The sequence below is a fragment of the Marinobacter daqiaonensis genome (assembly GCF_900115285.1).
Taxonomy (GTDB): Bacteria; Pseudomonadota; Gammaproteobacteria; order Pseudomonadales; family Oleiphilaceae; genus Marinobacter; species Marinobacter daqiaonensis.
Window position 1 is genome coordinate 2,724,404 of sequence record NZ_FOYW01000001.1, and the last position, 18,761, is coordinate 2,743,164.

General features: G+C 61.9%; 17 protein-coding genes. 6 read left to right on the forward strand and 11 right to left on the reverse strand.

Annotated elements, in window-relative coordinates:
* Positions 1–105: 105 nt before the first annotated feature.
* Positions 106–1,320 carry an acyl-CoA dehydrogenase family protein gene (locus tag BM346_RS12395; RefSeq protein ID WP_092012923.1) on the forward strand — a complete coding sequence of 405 codons (1,215 nt, stop codon included), beginning with the start codon at positions 106–108 and terminating at the stop codon, positions 1,318–1,320.
* A gap of 50 nt (positions 1,321–1,370) precedes the next feature.
* On the opposite strand, the gene BM346_RS12400 is transcribed toward BM346_RS12395, so the two are convergent.
* The 5 genes from BM346_RS12400 to BM346_RS12420 form a co-directional block, all read right to left on the reverse strand.
* Complete coding sequence (locus tag BM346_RS12400; RefSeq protein WP_092012926.1) at positions 1,371–2,132, reverse strand: crotonase/enoyl-CoA hydratase family protein; 762 nt, start codon at positions 2,130–2,132, stop codon at positions 1,371–1,373.
* 85 nt (positions 2,133–2,217) lie between these two features.
* On the reverse strand, positions 2,218–3,000 hold the full coding sequence (locus BM346_RS12405) for a glucose 1-dehydrogenase (protein ID WP_092012929.1): 783 nt from the start codon (positions 2,998–3,000) through the stop codon (positions 2,218–2,220).
* 70 nt (positions 3,001–3,070) lie between these two features.
* Positions 3,071–3,481 (reverse strand): hotdog family protein, encoded by a 411-nt coding sequence (locus BM346_RS18485; RefSeq protein WP_092012932.1) that lies wholly within the window; start codon positions 3,479–3,481, stop codon positions 3,071–3,073.
* 2 nt (positions 3,482–3,483) lie between these two features.
* On the reverse strand, positions 3,484–3,939 hold the full coding sequence (locus BM346_RS12415; protein ID WP_092012935.1) for an FAS1-like dehydratase domain-containing protein: 456 nt from the start codon (positions 3,937–3,939) through the stop codon (positions 3,484–3,486).
* 10 nt (positions 3,940–3,949) lie between these two features.
* Positions 3,950–5,617 (reverse strand): class I adenylate-forming enzyme family protein, encoded by a 1,668-nt coding sequence (locus BM346_RS12420; protein WP_092012937.1) that lies wholly within the window; start codon positions 5,615–5,617, stop codon positions 3,950–3,952.
* 240 nt (positions 5,618–5,857) lie between these two features.
* Between BM346_RS12420 and BM346_RS12425 the strand changes: the two genes are divergently transcribed.
* The 4 genes from BM346_RS12425 to BM346_RS12440 are packed head-to-tail and all read left to right on the forward strand — an operon-like array spanning position 5,858 to position 9,597.
* The gene (locus BM346_RS12425) at positions 5,858–6,223 is read left to right on the forward strand and encodes an EthD domain-containing protein (RefSeq protein WP_092012940.1); all 366 of its coding nucleotides are present in this window, start codon (positions 5,858–5,860) and stop codon (positions 6,221–6,223) included.
* Between the two features lie 30 nt (positions 6,224–6,253).
* Positions 6,254–7,600 carry a hypothetical protein gene (locus tag BM346_RS12430; RefSeq protein WP_092012943.1) on the forward strand — a complete coding sequence of 449 codons (1,347 nt, stop codon included), beginning with the start codon at positions 6,254–6,256 and terminating at the stop codon, positions 7,598–7,600.
* A 2-nt stretch (positions 7,601–7,602) separates the two neighbouring features.
* Entirely contained in the window at positions 7,603–8,385 is a 783-nt protein-coding gene (locus tag BM346_RS12435; protein ID WP_092012946.1) for an SDR family NAD(P)-dependent oxidoreductase, read from the forward strand.
* Between the two features lie 51 nt (positions 8,386–8,436).
* The gene (locus tag BM346_RS12440; RefSeq protein WP_092012949.1) at positions 8,437–9,597 is read left to right on the forward strand and encodes a C4-dicarboxylate TRAP transporter substrate-binding protein; all 1,161 of its coding nucleotides are present in this window, start codon (positions 8,437–8,439) and stop codon (positions 9,595–9,597) included.
* 64 nt (positions 9,598–9,661) lie between these two features.
* Here BM346_RS12440 and BM346_RS12445 read toward each other — a convergent pair whose 3' ends face one another.
* The 5 genes from BM346_RS12445 to BM346_RS12465 all read right to left on the reverse strand — a co-directional run bounded on the left by BM346_RS12445 (position 9,662) and on the right by BM346_RS12465 (position 15,955).
* Positions 9,662–10,429, reverse strand: a complete 768-nt coding sequence (locus BM346_RS12445) for an SDR family oxidoreductase (RefSeq protein WP_092012952.1) — start codon at positions 10,427–10,429, stop codon at positions 9,662–9,664.
* Between the two features lie 3 nt (positions 10,430–10,432).
* A complete protein-coding gene (locus BM346_RS12450; protein ID WP_092012955.1) occupies positions 10,433–11,428 on the reverse strand; it encodes an NADPH:quinone oxidoreductase family protein in 996 nt (331 codons plus the stop codon).
* A 20-nt stretch (positions 11,429–11,448) separates the two neighbouring features.
* Positions 11,449–12,243, reverse strand: a complete 795-nt coding sequence (locus BM346_RS12455; protein WP_092012959.1) for an enoyl-CoA hydratase/isomerase family protein — start codon at positions 12,241–12,243, stop codon at positions 11,449–11,451.
* A gap of 13 nt (positions 12,244–12,256) precedes the next feature.
* Positions 12,257–14,263 carry an acetyl/propionyl/methylcrotonyl-CoA carboxylase subunit alpha gene (locus BM346_RS12460; RefSeq protein ID WP_174805136.1) on the reverse strand — a complete coding sequence of 669 codons (2,007 nt, stop codon included), beginning with the start codon at positions 14,261–14,263 and terminating at the stop codon, positions 12,257–12,259.
* A gap of 69 nt (positions 14,264–14,332) precedes the next feature.
* Positions 14,333–15,955, reverse strand: a complete 1,623-nt coding sequence (locus BM346_RS12465; RefSeq protein WP_092012965.1) for an acyl-CoA carboxylase subunit beta — start codon at positions 15,953–15,955, stop codon at positions 14,333–14,335.
* 203 nt (positions 15,956–16,158) lie between these two features.
* On the opposite strand from BM346_RS12465, the gene BM346_RS12470 reads away from it, so the two are divergent.
* Positions 16,159–16,803, forward strand: a complete 645-nt coding sequence (locus BM346_RS12470) for a glutathione S-transferase family protein (RefSeq protein ID WP_092012968.1) — start codon at positions 16,159–16,161, stop codon at positions 16,801–16,803.
* A gap of 133 nt (positions 16,804–16,936) precedes the next feature.
* Here the strand turns inward: BM346_RS12470 and BM346_RS12475 are convergent, their stop codons facing one another.
* On the reverse strand, positions 16,937–18,739 hold the full coding sequence (locus BM346_RS12475) for an acyclic terpene utilization AtuA family protein (RefSeq protein WP_092012971.1): 1,803 nt from the start codon (positions 18,737–18,739) through the stop codon (positions 16,937–16,939).
* Positions 18,740–18,761 lie beyond the last annotated feature (22 nt).

Sequence of the window (18,761 nt, forward strand, 5' to 3'; positions counted from 1 at the left end):
TTAAAAAATCGTCGGAATGGACGAGAGAGGTCTGGTAGCCAGCTTACACAAGACACCCCCAGCAATGGGTGTCAGCCTCATATACCCACATCACGAGGAAACCCCATGAACTTCGATTACTCAGACAAGGTCCGGGGCCTGCAGGAACAACTGCAGTCCTTCATGGACGAGCACATCTACCCCAACGAAGCAGCTGTTCTGGAGGAAGTCCGTGCCCTGGGGCCCTATCGGGTTTCGCCCAAGCTGGAAGAGCTCAAGGCGATTGCCCGGGAGTCCGGCCTTTGGAATCTGTTCCTGCCGGAATCGGAACACGGCGCCGGACTCACCAACCTGGAATACGCGCCCCTGTGCGAGATCATGGGCCGTGTGGCCTTTGCACCGGAGGTGTTCAACTGCAGTGCCCCTGACACCGGCAATATGGAGGTTCTGGCCCGTTATGGTACCGAGGAACAGAAGAAGCAGTGGCTGGAACCGCTACTGCAGGGCCTGACCCGTTCCTGCTTCGCCATGACCGAGCCGGCGGTGGCGTCCAGCGATGCCACCAACATCCAGTCCTCCATCAGCCGGGATGGTGACGAGTACGTGATCAATGGTCACAAGTGGTTCAGCTCCGGCGCCACCGACCCCCGCTGCGCCCTGTTCATCTTCATGGGCAAGACCGACCCGGACAACCCGGATCGCCATAAACAGCAGTCCATGATCATCGTGCCCCGAGATGCGGCGGGTGTGGAGATCGTCCGGCCCCTGCCGGTATTCGGCTATGAGACCCTGGACCGGGTCACCGAGGTTAAATTCAACAATGTGCGGGTGCCGGCAGACAATATGCTGCTGGGGGAGGGAAGGGGTTTCGAGATTGCCCAGGGCCGCCTGGGGCCCGGCCGCATCCATCACTGCATGCGACTGATCGGCCTGGCGGAGCGGATGCTGGAGAAGATGTGCATACGTACCCAGCAGCGGGTGACCTTTGGCCAGCCGGTCTCCACCCAGACGGTTACCCTGGAACGTCTCGCGGAATCCCGCATCATGATCGAGCAGGCCCGGCTACTGACCCTGAAGGCCGCCTACATGATGGACACGGTGGGCAACAAGGTGGCGAAGGCCGAGATTGCCATGATCAAGATTGCCGCTCCCAATATGGCCTGCAAGGTGATCGACTGGGTGATGCAGGCCCACGGTGGCGCCGGGGTGATCAATGATCACGGCATTGCCGCGGCCTACGCCGTTGCCCGTTTCCTGCGGATTGCGGACGGCCCGGATGAGGTGCATCGCAACCAGTTGGGCCGGATGGAGCTGAAGAAACATCCCGTGACCGGACAGTAGAACCAGAAAGGCCCGCCAGTGCGGCGGGCCTTTCCACAGGTCACTGAGGCTCAGCGATTCTTCCAGACCGGTGCACGTTTCTCGGCAAAGGCACGGGAGCCCTCGATGGCATCCTCGGACCTCATCACCGGCCCGATCAGCTCGGCCTGGCGGTCAAACATCTCATCCAGGGACCAGTCCTGCTGCCGGGCAATTACTGCCTTGGTCGCCTTGAGGGACATGGGCGCGTTGGCAGCGATGGCGCGAGCCATCTCAAGAGCGCCGTCCATGGCTGCACCCGCACTGACCAGCCGATTGATCAGCCCCAGGTCATACATCCGCTGGGCGTCCGCCATATCACCGGTCAGGGCGAGTTCCATGGCCACCCGGTACGGCAGTTGACGGGGCAGGCGCAACAGGCCCCCGGCGCCGGCCGTCAGCCCCCGCTTCACCTCCGGCAGGCCGAACTTGGCGTTGTTGGCGGCAACAATCAGGTCGCAACTGAGAGCCAGCTCGCAACCACCGGCCAGGGCATAGCCCTCGATGGCCGCTATGACCGGCTTGGTCAGTCTTGCCTGCACGAAACCGGCGAAACCCTTGTCATCCGTGACCACCTTCTCTCCGGCCACAAACGCCTTCAGGTCCATACCGGCACAGAAGGAGCCGCCAGCTCCTGTCAGGACCACCACCCGGACATCATCCCTGGACTCAACCTCGTCCAGGGTCCTGTCCATGGTTTCGGCAACCGCCTGGTTGATGGCATTTTTTGCCTCCGGGCGGTTCAGGGTAATGACAGCGATACCGTCTTTCACGTTCAGCTCAAGTACGCTCATGGCCGTTTTCTCTTGTTGTTGATGAGGAATATCATTCCACCACGCCGACGCCTCCAATGCCTCGGTCAAACCGACGATCCTGCGACTACATCAACGCGACAGAAAACCCGCCGTCCACCACCAGGTTGGTGCCGCTGACGTAAGCGCCGGCCCTGCTGCAAAGGTACAACACCGAGTAGCCAATATCCTCCGGCTCCCCCAGGCGCTTGACGGTGGTTTTCTCGACAATGCGCTTCTTCGTTTCCGCGTCGAAGGCTTCAGCCAGCTTGGTCTGGATTACCCCCGGGAGGATGGTGTTGACGCGTATGCCCTCGCCGCCGAACTCCAGGGCGAAGGAGCGGCTCATGCCGATGAGGGCCGTCTTCAGTGTGGAATAGAGGCTCAGCATCCGGTCCGGGTGCAGCGCAGCGACCGAGGCCAGGTTGATGATACTGCCGCCCCCTCTGGGACGCATCAGCTTGACGGCCTCCACCGACAGGAACCAGTAGCCCCGCAGATCCACCTCGACGGTTTTGGTGAAGAGCCCCACATCCGTGTCCTCAATGGTTCGCCATGGGCTCAGCACCGCATTGTTGACCAGGATGTCGAGACCGCCGTGTTCCTGCAGGTAGGCAGCCATGGCTTCAATGTCTTCCATGCGGCCGATATGGCATGCTCGCCCTTCGGCACTCAACCCCAGCTCCCGGAAGCGGGCAGCCACGGCCTCACATTCGTCCTGCTTGCGGCTGCTGATAATGACGTGGGCGCCCGCCTGCGCCAGCACCCTGGCCGTGCCCTCGCCAATACCCATGGTGGAGCCGGTGATCAGGGCCACCTTGCCTTCCAGGCTGAAGGCCGAGGTGAGGTCGGACGATAGCTGAAATGCCATGCTGTTCTCCCAGTGCCAGAGATTTCTTGTGGTTGTGTTGGTGACAGGGCCTGACGGGGCAACCCACGACTCATTGATGAAAGCGCATCCGGGCCTTCCCCGGGGTGATCACGTCACCCGACTCATTCAGGATCGCAAGTTCTACTTCCACCTCCCTGTCGGTCTCCCTGACCTCTGTTACCTGACCGCGTGCGACAAGAGTGTCGCCGATATAGGCCGCCTTGCGATTGCTGTACTCGAAGCCGGTCAGCGCGGCGTCTTCGCCCACCCATTCAAGGACCAGTTGCGTGAGGAAGTCCCCCTGCAACGGCCCGTCGATGACGATTCCGGGATGTCCTTCCTCGCCGGTTGTGTAGGGCTGGTCATAATGAATACGATGAGAGTTCCAGATCGCCGCGTTGTACATGAACAGCTGCACCTCGTCGGGCCGGAACGTTCTCTCAGGCAGGACAATGCCCGCGTGCACCTCTGACAGGACCATGGTCACCTCGCAATACGTGTGGAACGCTCCGTCATCACCGGTGCGCCCGCTTCCGTCTCAACACAGTTTTCAACCACCGCAAAAATCAGTGGCCCCTGTGCGCCTTCTTTCTCGAAAAGATCCACCAGGGTCTGGCGGGAGACCAGGACATCGCCGGGGTAGATTCCCCGGAACCAGGTCTGCCGGGTGCCACCGGCCATCACCCGTTTGAGAGGAAGTTCCGGCACCAGGCCGCTGTCCGGGGGCAGGCCATCGTGACCCACCTGCGCCCGGGGCAATATGGGCATGAAAAGGCCGAACAGAAACATGGGCGGCGCTTCGTCCCCTTCAATGAACCGTTGCAGCCGCTGGCCGGTTGCCACCGAGTATTTGCAGATTTCCCGGCGGGTCACTTCCGCCCTGGCGGGGGGCAACTGGCGGCCGATAGTTGCCTTGAGTTCCGGTGTCAGCAACGGCATGTTTTGCTCCTCAGTCGGTCAGTCCCAGGCGGGACCTGGCCTCCTCATCAAGTTTACGGAAGTCGATCTTGCCCTCGGGCGTTACCGGCCAGTTTCCATTCCACTCCAGAAACTCCTGCGGTATCTCATAGATCGCCATCACCCCCTTGCAGGCCTCGCGGATATCCCGGGTGGAGCCAAGATCGTATCCGGTCCGGGGCCTGACAAAGGCGACGATCTTCGAACCCCAGTACTCATCCGGAACACCGATGGTCTTGGCGTCGTCGAACGCCTCCTGGAATATCTCAAGCAGCAGGTTGGTTACCCGCACGGTGGACACGTTTTCCCCGCCGGTTTTGAGCACGCCCCCGAGCCGGCCCAGAAAGGTGATGTAGCCATTGTCGAAGGTACCGTAGTCGCCACTGTGGAAGTAGCCTTCTTCATCGAAGGATTGCCGGGTTTCCTCTTCCTGTCGATAGTAGCCACGAAACAGGAAGGGGCTCCGGTAGCAGATTTCCCCGGGCTGCCCCTGAACGACCCGGCCACCCGTTTCAAGATCCTTGATGACCACCTCCACCCCGGCCAGGGGCCGGCCATGGGTGTACTTCCTGATGCGGTAATCCATGCAGTCATGTTCCGCCAGTGACACCAGCGGGCCGTTCTCGGTCTGGGCATAGAGGTTGTTGATGGTGGCGCCTTCCGGGCACATGTCCTTCACCAGGTCGTAGCTCCTTGGCTCACCCGCAAGCACTGCCTTGGAAATGGTGAAGTCGTAGCCGGAAAATCCGGGCGCCCCCAGCAGGCCCTGCCAATGGGAGTCAAAGCCGAAGGTCGCGGTCACCTTGTACCTGTCGATAATCTTCAGAGCCTGCTCGGGCCGGAACTGTTCCATGAGATGAAGAGTGCTGCCGGCCAGGGTCAGGTTGAGGTTAAGGCCGAACAATCCGCTGTTGTGATAGAACGGGCTCATATTGATGTAGGCATCGCTTTCCTGATAGCAAAGGTTCTTGGCTCCGAAATGCGCCGTTGCCAATGGTGGCCGGTGATCCCATAGTGCACTCTTGGAAAGCCCCGTGGTTCCGGACGTCTGGCACATGAACTGGATATCCGTGGGCCGGCTTTCCCGGATCAGCCTGTCGAACGTATCCTGCTGCCAGTCAGCGCCACGTCCCATCAGCTCGCTGAAATCGAGAAATCCATCGTGGCGCAGCCCTTGGCGACTCATACAGACCAGATGGGAAAGCCCGGGCACGGCCCCGGAGGACACGCGTTCCCCATCAACCTGAAGATCGGGAATGGAACTCTTCAGTGTCTGGATGTAATCCCGGTTGCCGCAATGATCAACTGTGACGATCACCCTGGGATTATTGCGGGGCAACACGCCCTGGAACTCCTTCACACCCCAAAGCAGGTTCAGGGGATTGATGATCGCACCCACCTGTAGTGTCGCAAAGTACAGGCAGGCGAACTCTGGCGTTGGACTCGGCAGCATGGATACCACATCCCCCTTGCCGACTCCCAGTCCCAGCAGTCCCTGTGACAGCTGGTTGACCCGATCGCCCAGGGTCCGATACGGGATCTCCTCGTCTTCGAAAATAATCGCTGGCTTGTCCGGTTGACGGGCGCAGACCTCTGCAAACAGGGCCTGAGTCGTGCTGTGATACCAGCGGTTGTGCAGGAATCTTTCCTGAAGAGCCATGATCGAGCTCCGTTATAGGCATGAGGGGCAGGGCACGGGAAGGCCGGTGCTGAGGGACCGGCTTCGAAACTCAAGTTAACAGGCCGGTGTCACCCACTCTTGTGCCTACTGGCTGCACAGGGGACTTCCGGGGCCGGCGGGAAAAGATTGGATACTGAAATACGTCCCTAGCCACCTGACGCAAGTCACCGGAGGAACAACCTCCCTATGCTGGGCTTATCCGCCAGAAGGAGAGCTCCGATGGTGAAGCTGATTTTTTGTCTGCGTAGAAAACCGGGGATGTCCCCGCAAGACTTCCGGGATTACTGGGCCAACCACCATGCCCCCCTGGTGCAGAAGCACGCCCGGGCCCTTGGCATACAGCGTTACGTGCAGAGTTACACCCTCCCATCCTCGGGTTTTTCCAGAATCGCTGACGCCCGCGGCGCCCCCGAGGCGTTCGATGGTGTTGCGGAGCTGTGGTTTACGAGCACCAGTGACATGAAGGAAAGGGGTGCAACGGAAGAAGGCCGGGCGGCGGGCAGGGCGCTGCTTGAGGATGAGGCCCGTTTCATCGACCTGGCGAGATCACCGCTCTGGATCTCGGAAGAGAAAGAATTCCTATGAAGGTGACAGTCTTTTCAGGAGCGCTCCGCCATGACCGTGCAGTTCAGCCAACAACAGCTTGATAGCCTGACACGCCCCTTTGAACAGCGCGCTCTGGAGGCGCTCGCCAAAGGCGACCTGGATGCCGTCAGACACTGGCTGGATCAGATGGAGCGGGGCCACGCCGGCCTTGATGCCCTGTCCGCCCACGCCCTGGCCCGGAAGATGGGCAAGCTGCGGCAGGATTTCGGTGAGACCGAGGCCCGCCGGTTGCTGGAGGACATCGGACGTCAACTGATGAAAACCTGGCATGCCCAGTTGCGACAGGGCGATGAAAAACGCGCCTTCGCCGATCTGATCAGCATCTATCGCTACCAGGGGGATGCCCACCTCGCTCCCCTTCGGGAAACCGATGGCGAGGTCATTCTGGACCTGGAACCCTGTGGCAGCGGAGGCAAACTGGAGCGCCAGGGACTGGCGGATCGTCATCCGGACTGGTACGGACGCTGGAGTGACGGTGTAAGCACTTTCTGCCAGGGTTGCAAGGCCTGCCAGAACGCCCTCAATGAGTCCCTTGGCGAGGACGTCTGGACTACTGAAAAGGGCGAGGGCGGCCACTGCCGGATGCGCTTCCGCAAGCTCAGCAGCAAGGGTGCCCGGCTGTTCACGGACCGGGAACTTGAAACCCTATCTGAAACCCGGGTCCAACAGGCGCGAAACAGGCTGGACGCCGGAGATACGGATATCGAACCACTGCTGAAAGGACAGCGCAAGGAATGGCAACCCTGGCACGACTTTGGCGTGGTATGGCTGGAGTACTTCTACGCCACGGCTCTCGAAAAGGGCGGCGCCGACTATCTGGATGAGATGCTGGCGCAGACCTACGAACCGGCGTTTGACGCCGGTTTCCCCCATTACCGCGCCCTGAGCGATCAGGAGTTGCTGGAGGAGGTCGCCAAAACCTGGAACTATCACTGTGCGGATTTCTCGGTCACGGAGGAAGACGACCGCTTCGTGTTCCACCTTGATCCCTGTGGAAGCGGTGGGCGCCTGTTCCGGGGCGAGATGTGGCGGGACATGTTCCACTACGGTGAACCGCTTTCGCCGACCATGGAAGAGCCCCACAACATCAATTTCAATCGCCGCCAGGCGCCCACCTATTGCACCCACTGCGCGGCCTCCAACCGAGCCCAGTTGCGGGACGGTCCTGACGGATCCAATCCCCGGTTTTTTGTTATCGACGGGCACGTACAACAGATGCCGGGTCAGGCCTGCCGCCAGTTCAGCTACAAGAAAAATGCCGACCGGTCCGACATGGACCCTGCGCTTCCCGCTCAGATCGGTATCGACTGGACCAGCAAGCATCGGGCGATACCCACCAGAAACCTGAAGGACTGACCATGATGAGACTGGACGGGAAAACCGCCCTGATTACCGGCGCCTCAAGGGGGCTCGGGCGCGCTGCTGCCAACTACCTGGCAGAGCTGGGGGCCGATATCGCCATCCTTGATGTTGACGAACAGGCTGCCGCCACCGTGGAAGAAGTACGGGCACTTGGCCGCAAGGCCGCCTACAGGCACGCCGATGTGGCTGATAACCAGGCCGTACGGGACGCGGTTGCCTCGGTAGAGGAGGAACTGGCGCCTATCGACATCCTGGTGAACAACGCCGGTATCGTGAAAAACATCGCGCCCATCAGCCGTATGTCGCCGGACGCCTGGCAGAAAGAGCTGGGTGTCAATCTCAGCGGGCCCTTCAACCTGATCCAGGCCATTGCCCCGGGCATGGCCGAGCGCGGCTGGGGTCGCATTGTCAACATCTCCTCGGCGGCAGCCCGCGGAGGTCTGTACAACCAGGCAGGGTATGCTGCCACCAAGGCCGGGGTTTTGGGGCTCACCCAGAACGTTACCCTGGAATTCGCGGGCAGCGGCATCACCTGCAACGCCATCCTGCCAGGTGTCATCGGCACCGAGAATGTCATGGCCATGCCACAGGAAATCTTCGACCAGGCGGTACGGCTGGTCCCCACCGGCCGTGTTGGTGATCCCCGGGAGGTGGCCCATCTGATCGCCTTTCTGTGCTCGGACCTGGCTGGCTATATCAACGGTGTCGACATCCTGATCGATGGCGGCGCTGCATTGAACACCGTGGTTCTGGGAAGCCGTAAAGCCCTGAAATCATGACATCAGGGAACCGCGGCCTGCGGTAAAACAACGATAACAAGGAGGCACATCATGCCTGCATCCCCCCGATTCCGAAAAGCACTGTTGCCGGTTGCACTGGCAGCCGGTCTGGCCGTTACCATGAGCGCTCAGGCGGAGGAACTCAGTTATGCGCTGGGCTTCCCGCCCAACTCCGCGGCCGATGACGCTGCCAAAACGTTTGCCGAGAAGCTGGAGCAGGAAACCGGTGGTGAGGTCACCGTCAAGCTCTATGCCATGTCACTGCTGAACCTGGCGGAAATGTCCGATGGCGTCCGGGACGGCATCGCCGATATCGGCAATGTGCTGACGCCCTACTTCCCCCGCCAGTATCCACACGCCAACATGGCCGCCGAACTGACCATGCTGCTGGCGCTGGATTCGAGAGCCAAAGGGCGTCAGGGCATGGCCTACGCCGGCGCCATGGGCGAGTTTCTGCTGCTGAACTGTGGTGACTGCACCGAGGATTTCATCGAACAGAGTCAGATCTATCTGCCCATGGGGGCAACGCCGGAATATCAGCTTCTGTGCACCAGTCCGATCAAGACCGCCGAGGACCTCAAGGGGAAACGGCTCCGGGTTGCCGGCGCGCAATGGTCCCGCTGGGCAGCACACTTCGGCGCGTCCGGCGTTTCCCTGTCCGGTAACGAGGTCTATGAGGCGCTGGAACAGGGTGTGGTGGACTGCACCATACAATCCAATCCGGAACTGGGGAATTTCGGGCTCAAGGACGTGGTTACGGACATAACCGTGGGTGTTCCCGGTGGTGTCTTCTCCGGGGGCTCACTGAGCGTCGGCCTGGCCCCCTGGCGGGATCTTTCCACCGAACACCGGGAAGATCTGCTCAAGGCCGCCAGTCACCTGATGGCGGACATGACCTGGCGCTACCAGGTCTATGGTGACCGGGACTTCGAGGAAGCCAGGGAGAGTGGCGTGAATATCCACGAACCGTCCGAAGAACTGGTGCAGGCATCCAGGTCCTTCGTGGAACAGGACATCAAGGAGATCGCCAGGAACTACACCGAGCAGTATGGCATGACCAATGCCGACGACAAGATCGAAACCCTCCGACCCATTGTCGAAAAATGGGTCCGGCTGATGGATACCGCAGACCTGTCTGACTCGGAAGACCTGGCCAATCTTTACTGGGAGGAGATTCTGTCGAAGGTCGACGTGGAGTCGTATGGCCTGTAGATGAGTAACGGCGGGCCCGTGCAAAGCGCACTGGCCCGCACGGCCTCATTGTGATCTCCCTGCCTCAATCAGCCCTGGCGTGCAGCCGCTGCATGCCCCGCAGCCAACGGTCAATATCCTCGGACTTGGCGCGGTAGTAGGTCAGCACTTCCTGGTGTGGCAGAATCAGGAACCGTTCCTCCCGCAATCCCTCCACCACCACCCGGGCCACCTCGTCCGGCGTCAGTTCGTGACCGCCTGACATCAGTTCCCGCCTCACATCGGAAACGCTGTTCAGCATCGGTGTGTCAACGGCGCCCGGGCACAGACAGCTCACCCCGATGCCGCGGGCACCATAGGTAATGGAGAGCCATTCAGAGAAACTGACCGCGGCATGCTTGGTAACGGCATAGGATGCGTCGAACTGCGACAGCAGTCCCGCCGCCGAAGCCGTTTGCAGCAGATAGCCGTGGCCCCGTGCCAGCATGCGGGGGACAAGGGCGCGTGCGGCATAGACATGGGCCATGACATTGATATCCCAGGTGCGTCGCCACTGCTCATCCGGCAGCTCGATGCCACCGGCAACAGCGATTCCCGCGTTGGAACAGAACAGGTCTACCGGCCCATAGTGGTCAGTGGTCTCGTCGACCAGTCCCACGATATCCGCCTCGACACCGACGTCCACCTGCAAGGCCAGGCCCGCGATTTCCGCAGCCACCCGTCGTGCCGCCTCGATATCCAGGTCGGCAACCACCACACCCCTGGCGCCTTCGGCGGCGAAACGCAGGGCCATGCTTCGCCCTATGCCACTGCCACCGCCGGTGACAACGACAACCTTATCCCTTACCTCCACGGTTCATCCCCCGTCCCGGCCAAGCCCGGTATAGACAATCAGCTTGCCGGTGGCCCGCCGCTCCTTCAGATCGATCAGCGCCCGGGCCGTCTCTTCCAGGGGATAGCGGGCCGTGATCCGGGGCTTGATGCGGCCCTCGGCGAGCCAGTCGGTCAACTCGCCCATCAGCTCACGGAAACGCGCCGGTTCCTTCTCCTGAAAGGCGCCGTAGAACACACCGACAATGGCGCATCCTTTCAGCAAGGGAAGGTTCAGGGGCAGCCTGGGGATCTCACCCGCGGTAAAGCCGATCACCAGGTAGCGGCCGTTCCAGGCCATGCCCCTCAGGGCGGGTTCGCTGTACTCACCGCCGACCGGATCGTAGACCACATCGACGCCCCGGCCATCGGTCAGTTCCCTGATGCGTTCCCTAAGGCTGTCCTGGCTGTAGTTGATGGTCTCATCCGCACCGTGCTGCCGGCAGACCTCGAGTTTTTCATCGGTGGACGCGGCGGCAATTACATGGGCGCCCATTACCTTGCCCAGCTCGATCGCGGCCAGCCCGGTGCCGCCCGCGGCGCCCAGTGCCAGCAGGGTTTCACCGGGCTGCAGGCGAGCCCTGTCCTCGAGCGCATAGTGGGTGGTGCCGTAGGTGATAACCAGGGCGGCGCCGGCATCCATGCTTACAGGGTCCGGCAGTCGCACCACCTTGCGTGCGCTGACCGGCGTTTCTTCGGCGAAGCCACCCCAGCCGGGTATGCCGATGACCCGGTCTCCGGGAGCGAACCCCTCGACGCCTTTTCCCACCGACTTGATGGTTCCGGCCACCTCTCCCCCGGGAACAAAGGGAAAAGCCCTCTTGAACTGGTACTTGCCCTCAATGATCAGCGTATCGGGAAAGTTTGCGGCACAGGAATGGACCGAGATGATTACCTCCCCCTCGGCCGGTTCCAGGGAGGGTATGTCTTCTACCGCCAGCGATTCTGGTGGGCCATACTGCCTGCATAGAACAGCCTTCATATCGGGCACTTCCTCTGTCGTCAGCGTCCCGGCCATTCCGGTGCGCGTTTTTCATTGAACGCCGCCATACCCTCTTTGGCGTCCTCCGTCAGAGCCATGGTGGCCAGCTGGGTTTCGGTATAGGCAATGGCCTGCTCGAAGCTCATGTCCTCGATGGCCTTCATGGCGTACTTGCCACGGCGGATGGCGGTGGGAGACCGGTCCGTCAGTCGACTGATCAGCCAGTCCACCTTGGCGTCCAGTTCCTGAGGCGCCACGACGTGGTTCAGCAGGCCATGCTGCAGGGCCTCGGCGGCAGTAAAGGGCTCACCGGTGAGGGTCCATTCCCGCAGGACACGGCGGGGCACCAGGCGTTGCATCAGGCTGAGCACCTGCATGGGGAAGAGCCCAACCTTGACTTCTGGTAGCCCGAATTTCACCTCGTTGTGGGCCACCGCCATGTCACCCATACAGAGCAGGCCCATGCCGCCGGCCATGCAGATTCCGTTCACCCGCACAATACAGGGGGTGGTGGTGTTGACCGCGAGCCGGAACAGGTCGGCGTACTCCGCATTGGGCTTTGAATAGTCGAAAGCGAATCCCTGGCCCGGCTGCAGATCACCGCCGGCACAGAAGGCCTTTTCGCCGGCAGCGGTGAGCACGATTACCCGGATCTCCGGGTCGGACTCCGCCTTCAGGTAACCTTCACGGATACGGGCGATGACGTCATTGTTAATGGCATTGCGCTTTTCCGGTCGGTTGATGGTAATCCACAGGGCCGGCCCCCGCTGCTCCAGTAGGACGGTCTGATTTTCGGTACCGGATGGTGCTGACATGATCTGCTCCTGTTTATCCTTCGTTTTTCGCGGGGGCCTCATTCTCAGGTGTTATTTCTGCCACCACCCTGCCGGCAGTTACCTGCTCCCCTTCGCTGACCGTGAGTGAGGTGAGGGTGCCGGCAACCGTCGCCGTATGGACATGCTCCATCTTCATGGCCTCCAGCACAATAATCGGCTGGCCCGCCTCCACGGCATCGCCCTCGCTGGCATGCAGGGCGACGACACGCCCGTTCATGGACGCACGGATGATCCCGTCACCGGCTTCATCGCCTGCGGTGGCCGCCTCGTGGGTATGATCGTCCACCCGGTAGGACTGACCCCGGTAACGCAGATAGAGCCGGCTGCCTTCGCGAACCAGGTCCGCAGTCTCTGAAAGGCCCTGGCAACCGAACCGAACCTGGCTGCCGTTGACGGCATCCAGCGTCAGTTCGGTGCTGTCGTCATTCAACTGCACCTGGAAACAACCGTTACCCTGATTGCTTACCCGGGCGTCCGCTGCCTCGCCATCCACACTGAAGCGGAAGATGATAGGCAAACGGTGAGTGATGGTGCTGATGGAACCACCGTAAACGCCCCAGGCATCGGTGGTGTACAGCAATACGGCCGCCAGCAGCCGGGCACGGGCATCGATGCCTTTGTCCCGCGCCAGCAGTTCGTCCTGATGGTTCGCCACAAAAGCCGTGGTGGCTTCCCCGCGGATGAAGGTGGGATGCTCCAGGCAGGCACGCAGGAAGGCCTGGTTGGTTTCCACTCCCAGGGCGGTGGCATCCTGCAGGCCACTCACCAGACGTCGCCGTGCTTCTTCCCGGTCTGCGCCGGTGCTGATCAGCTTGGCAATCATGGAGTCGTAGAAGGGTGGTATCTCGGAGCCCGTCTCCACCGCATCCTCCACTCGCAGGGTGGATGGCATATGCCACAGGGCCATCGTGCCGCTCTGGGGCATGAAACCTTCGCTGGGGCTTTCCGCGCAGAGACGCACTTCAATGGAATGGCCTTTCAGAACGATGTCGTCCTGGTCCAGGGGCAGCGGCTGGCCGGCTGCAACCCGGAGTTGCAGCTCCACCAGGTCCAGGCCGGTAATGGACTCGGTCACCGGGTGCTCTACCTGGAGGCGGGTGTTCATTTCCATGAAATAGAAGTTACCGTCCTGGTCCAGCAGGAATTCCAGGGTACCGGCCCCTTCATAGTTGATGGCCTTGACGGCGGCCACGGCGGTTTCACCCATCCGGGCGCGCAGTTCCGGAGACACCGCCGGAGAGGGCGCCTCCTCCACCACCTTCTGGTGGCGACGCTGAATGGAACAGTCACGCTCGCCGATATAGACCGCGTTGCCGTAGCGATCCGCCATCACCTGGATCTCGATATGACGGGGGTTGATGATGGCCCGCTCCAGGATCACCTCCGGGTCGCCAAAGGCGCTTTCCGCCTCCGACCGGGCACTGCCCAGGGCGGCGGGAAAGTCTTCCGCGGTCTCCACCAGCCGCATGCCCCGGCCACCGCCACCGGCGGTGGCCTTGATCATCACCGGAAAGCCGACCTCGTCCGCTTCGCGGATCAGCCGGTCCTCACTCTGATCCTCGCCCTGGTAACCGGGCACGCAGGGCACCCCGGCGTCCATCATCAGCCGCTTGGCGCCTGCCTTGTGACCCATGGCCACGATGGATTCGGCCGACGGGCCGATGAACACGAGACCGGCTTCCCTGCAGGCCCGGGGCAGTTCCGGGTTCTCCGCCAGGAAACCATAACCCGGGTGGATGGCATCGGCTCCGCTGAGCCGGGCCGCCTCGATGATCCGGTCGATGCGGAGATAGGAATCGGCTGGCAGGTCGCCGCCAATGGCCACGGCCTGGTCGGCGGCCCGGACGTGGCGGGCATTGCGGTCGGCGGTGGAATATACCGCCACGGTACGGTAGCCCAGGTCACGGGCGGAGCGGATGACGCGGAGCGCAATCTCGCCCCGGTTGGCCACCAGCACCTTGCTGAAGGGAGTCGGTTGATTCGCTGTTGTCGTGGTCATGATGGTCAGACACCGTTCTCATTCTTGGGACAGCCGGCCATGCCGGCCAGGCTCCGGGAATCCGCTGGATCAGGGACGCGCCACGCCAAACTGCATCCGGTGGGGCTCGCGCCGCTCCGCGTCACGGCAGATCGACAGCACATAGGACAGTACCGAGCGGGTTTCCCTCGGGTCGATCACACCGTCATCCAGCAGCCGGGCGCTGGTGGTGAACACATCCATCTGGCTTTCAAAGGTGTCGATGATCTTCTTCTCCATGGCCGCCAGACGCTCATGATCCACCTCGCCGGTCTTGCGCATCATCGCGGCTTCGGTGACGTTGGTCATGGTCTTCGCCGCCTGTTCGGCACCCATTACCGCGGTCTTGGCGTTGGGCCAGGAGAAACAGAACCGGGGGGCGAAGCCCCGGCCGCACATGCCATAGTTGCCTGCGCCAAAGGAGGCCCCACAGTAGATGGTGATCTGTGGCACGGTGGCGTTGGTGACCGCCTGGATCATCTTGGACCCGTGCTTGATGATGCCGGCCTGCTCGTACTCCTTGCCGACCATAAAGCCGGTGGTGTTATTCAGGTACAGGATCGGAGTCTGGGACTGGCAGCAGGCCTGGATGAAATGGGTGGCCTTGGTGGCGCCCGCCGGGTCGATGGGGCCGTTGTTGGTGAGAATGCCCACGGCCAGGCCTTCCACTTTGGCGTGACCACAGACAGTGGACGACCCGTAGTTGGCACCAAATTCCAGGAAGTAGGAATCGTCCACGATGCGGGCGATCACCTCCTTCATGTCAACCGGACGCTTGTAATCCATGGGCATGATGCCCAGCAGTTCTTCCCGGTCGTAGCGGGGAGGCTGGAAGGACCGGGACTTCTCTTCCGGCTGATCTCCATCCCAGTCCAGCTGGGCAACGATTTCCCGCACCATACGCAGCGCGTCGCGATCATCTTCCGCCAGGTAGTCCCCCAGGCCGGAGATGCTCGTGTGCATTTCGGCCCCGCCCAGCTCTTCCTCGGTGGCGATTTCACCGGTGGCTGCCTTGAGCAGTGGCGGTCCTGCCAGGAATGCCCGGGACCGGTCCCGCACCATGATGATGTAATCGGACAGGCCAGTCTGGTAGGCACCGCCTGCCGTGGAGGAGCCATGGGTTACCGTGACCACCGGCAGGCCCGCCGCCGACAACCGGGTCAGGTTGGCGAACAGGGTACCGCCGTGGATGAACTGGTCCACCTGGTACTTGAGCAGGTTGGCACCGGCACTTTCCACCAGTTGCACATAGGGCAGCTTGTTCTGCAGCGCCAGTTCCTGCACCCGAAGCTGTTTCTCCAGACCCATGGCCTGCAGCGCGCCGGCGTCGATGCCTGAATCGTTGGCGGCGATCATCACCCGTACGCCGGAAACGTAACCAATGCCGGCCACCACCCCACCGCCGGGTACACTGGTGTCCGGGTCGGGGGTATCAAGCCCGAAACCGGCCAGGGTGGACAGCTCCAGGAAGGGCGCGCCGGGATCCAGCACCAGGGCGATACGCTCCCGGGGCAGCAACTGGCCCCGTTTCTCGAACCGCGCCTTGGATGCCTCGGATTTGGTCCGGGTGCGGTTCTCGAGCTCACGAATGCGCTCCAGAATCGATAGCATGCCCTGTCGGTTGTCGCGAAAGGTGTCGCCACCAGTGGAAATTTTGGACTCGATGACTGCCATAAGCCTGGTATTCCAGATTCGTGGATTTCTCACCGGTGTAACACACCAGTACCATTGACTATCCTGAGAGAATTCCGCCGGGCCGTCTTGTGCCGACTGGCTGGAGAGGCGGAATTCCGTTAGCCGTTCGTTATCTCAACATAAATTTGATCAAGCGTTTGGTCAATACTAGAATCGGAAAAAACCAACAAACGGGAAAACCTATGATCAAGCTTTACCACTGCATGAGCGCCCGCTCGTTCCGGGCACTGTGGGCCCTGGAGGAACTGGCGCTGGACTACGACCTGCACATGCTGCCGTTTCCGCCCCGGATGTTCAAAAAAGACTATCTGGGCATCAACCCCCTGGGCACCATTCCCGCTTTCTTCGATGGTGACATCTTCATGACCGAATCCTCTGCCATTGCCCAGTATCTGGCGGAACGCTACGGTCAGGGGCAGCTGAATGTCCCGGTGGATGACCCTCGTTACGGGGCCTACCTCAACTGGCTGCATTTCGGCGAGGCGACCCTCACTTTCCCCCAGACCCTGGTCTTGCGCTACACCCGGCTGGAGCCGGAAGAACGGCGTGTCCCCCAGGTCGCTGAGGACTATAAGAAGTGGTTCCTGGGACGCCTGAGGGCCGTGGAGGCCTCCCTGGGGACGACTGCACCGTGGATCCTCGGTGACACCTTCACCGCTGCGGACATCTCGGTGGCCTATGCCCTGATGCTGGCGGAGAACCTGAACCTGGAGGGAGAGTTCGGTCCCAACACCCGGGCATACTGGGAGCGGATTCAGCAGCGGGATGCCTTCAAACGGGCCCTTGAGAACCAGGAAGAGGCGGCCACGCTCCAGGGTATTTCCTGAACCATGGCAGCCAGGTTCCCCGTTGCTGGCGTCGCGGATCGGAAAACCTTCAGGCCGTGTTCGGGGCGCTGAAGTCCGGTCCGGAACGACAGGGTAGGGCCATTGCAGGTGTTGTGCGGACTGCCGCCGGGGATCAGAGCAGCCCCCAGCTGCGGGCCTCCTGTTCCGGAACCGGAATTTCCAGCTCCAGCAGTACCTGGGAATAGGTTTTCCCCTGAGGGTCCAGGTGGAGGGAGCTGACGCCTCCTCCATCCAGGGACTCCGCCAGCAGGAAGTTGATGCCGTGGATGCCCGGCAACGGGTGCGCCGTAACTTTGCCCCGGGTCAGCCCGCTGAAGCAGGCTTTCACCCGCTCCGGGGTCAGGGCAGCACGAATAACATCGAAAAAACGGGGGTCCCGGGCAATCACACCGATGTTCGCGTAGTTGCCCTTGTCGCCACTGCGGGCAACGGCGAGACGGATCAGCGGTATCGATACCGTGGCGCCCCCGATCACGTCGGGCGGCTCCAGCTCCTCCGCAGGTTGCGGCTGTCCCGGTCCCTGCTGGCAGGCCTGCGGCAGGGCTACCGGATCGCCTCCCACTTTCACGGTTACCGGTACCTGGTCCTTGTTGATCAGGCCCGAGAACAGGCCCACGACGGGGCTCGGGCGAGGCCGCCCCGGCGTGACGCCGGTCACCGCCGGTGACATGGAGAGAGCCGCTCCCACGAATTCCTTGGAAAAGAGTTCGACGCCTTCCTTGCGGGGGTGGTGAACGCCCAGGCGTAGCACGACCTCACGGGCCTGAAGGGCCTCCGGTCGTGCGTGATCGCCGAACATGGCTTCGGCACCAATCACCTGCAGGTCCGACTTGGTAAACGCCTGCAGGCCCTCGTCCTCCAGCATGGCGGAGGCACGGTTGCGGATCGCCTCGCCCATCCGCCTGGCCCTGGCGGCCGCGTCCCGGCCCACGATCACAAAACTGCCTATGCAGGCAAAACCGCCAAGATAGGTGGCGCTGACCTTATAGCTTGCAGTGGGCTCCCGGCCCCGGGCGCCCTTTATCAGGACCCGGTCCTCACCGACCTGCTCCATGGTGACCCGGGTAAAGTCGCAGATCACATCCGGCAGGATGTAGCTGTGGGCGTCGCCGATCTCGTACAGCATCTGCTCACCGGCGGTCAGCGGCGATACCAGCCCGCCGGTCTCAGGCGGTTTGGTGAGCACAAAGCTGCCATCCGCCGACACTTCGGCAATGGGGAAACCGGTGTTCTCCCATCCGTCTTCAGTGTCCTGCCAGTCGGTGAAATTGCCTCCGCTGGTCTGGGCGCCGCATTCGATCAGGTGTCCCACCAGTCCGCCGGCAGCCAGGCGATCGTAATCCTCCGGTTTCCAGCCGAATTCGTGGATCAGGGGCCCCACCGCCAGCGCGCTGTCGACACAGCGGCCGGTCACCACGATATCGGCGCCGGCATCCAGGGCGGCGGCAATGGGGAAAGCGCCCAGGTAGGCATTCACGCTCATGACCGTGTCAGGCATGGCGGCGCCGGTTTCCATCTCCCGCAGGCCCTTGTCCCGCAGTTCGTCGGCCCGGTCGAGCAGGTTATCCCCCTCCACGGTGCCGATCTTCAGCGTCACTCCAGCCTCTTCCGCCACGGCTTCCAGGGCCCGGCGGCAGGCCTGCAGGTTTACCCCGCCGGCATTGGCAATCACCCGGATGCGCTTGTCGGCAATCTCCCGCACCCACGGTTTCATGACCCGGTCGATGAAGTCCGTGGCATAGCCCGCTTCCGGATCCCGGGACCGGGCCTTGGCGAGGATCGACATGGTGATCTCCGCCAGGTAGTCCAGGATCAGGTAATCCACGCCACCGTGGCGGATCAGCTGTTTCGGCCCCAGAGCAGTGTCGCCCCAGTAACCCGAGGCACCGCCAATTTTTACAACCTTGTCTGACATAAGGACTCCGCTGGAAAATTCC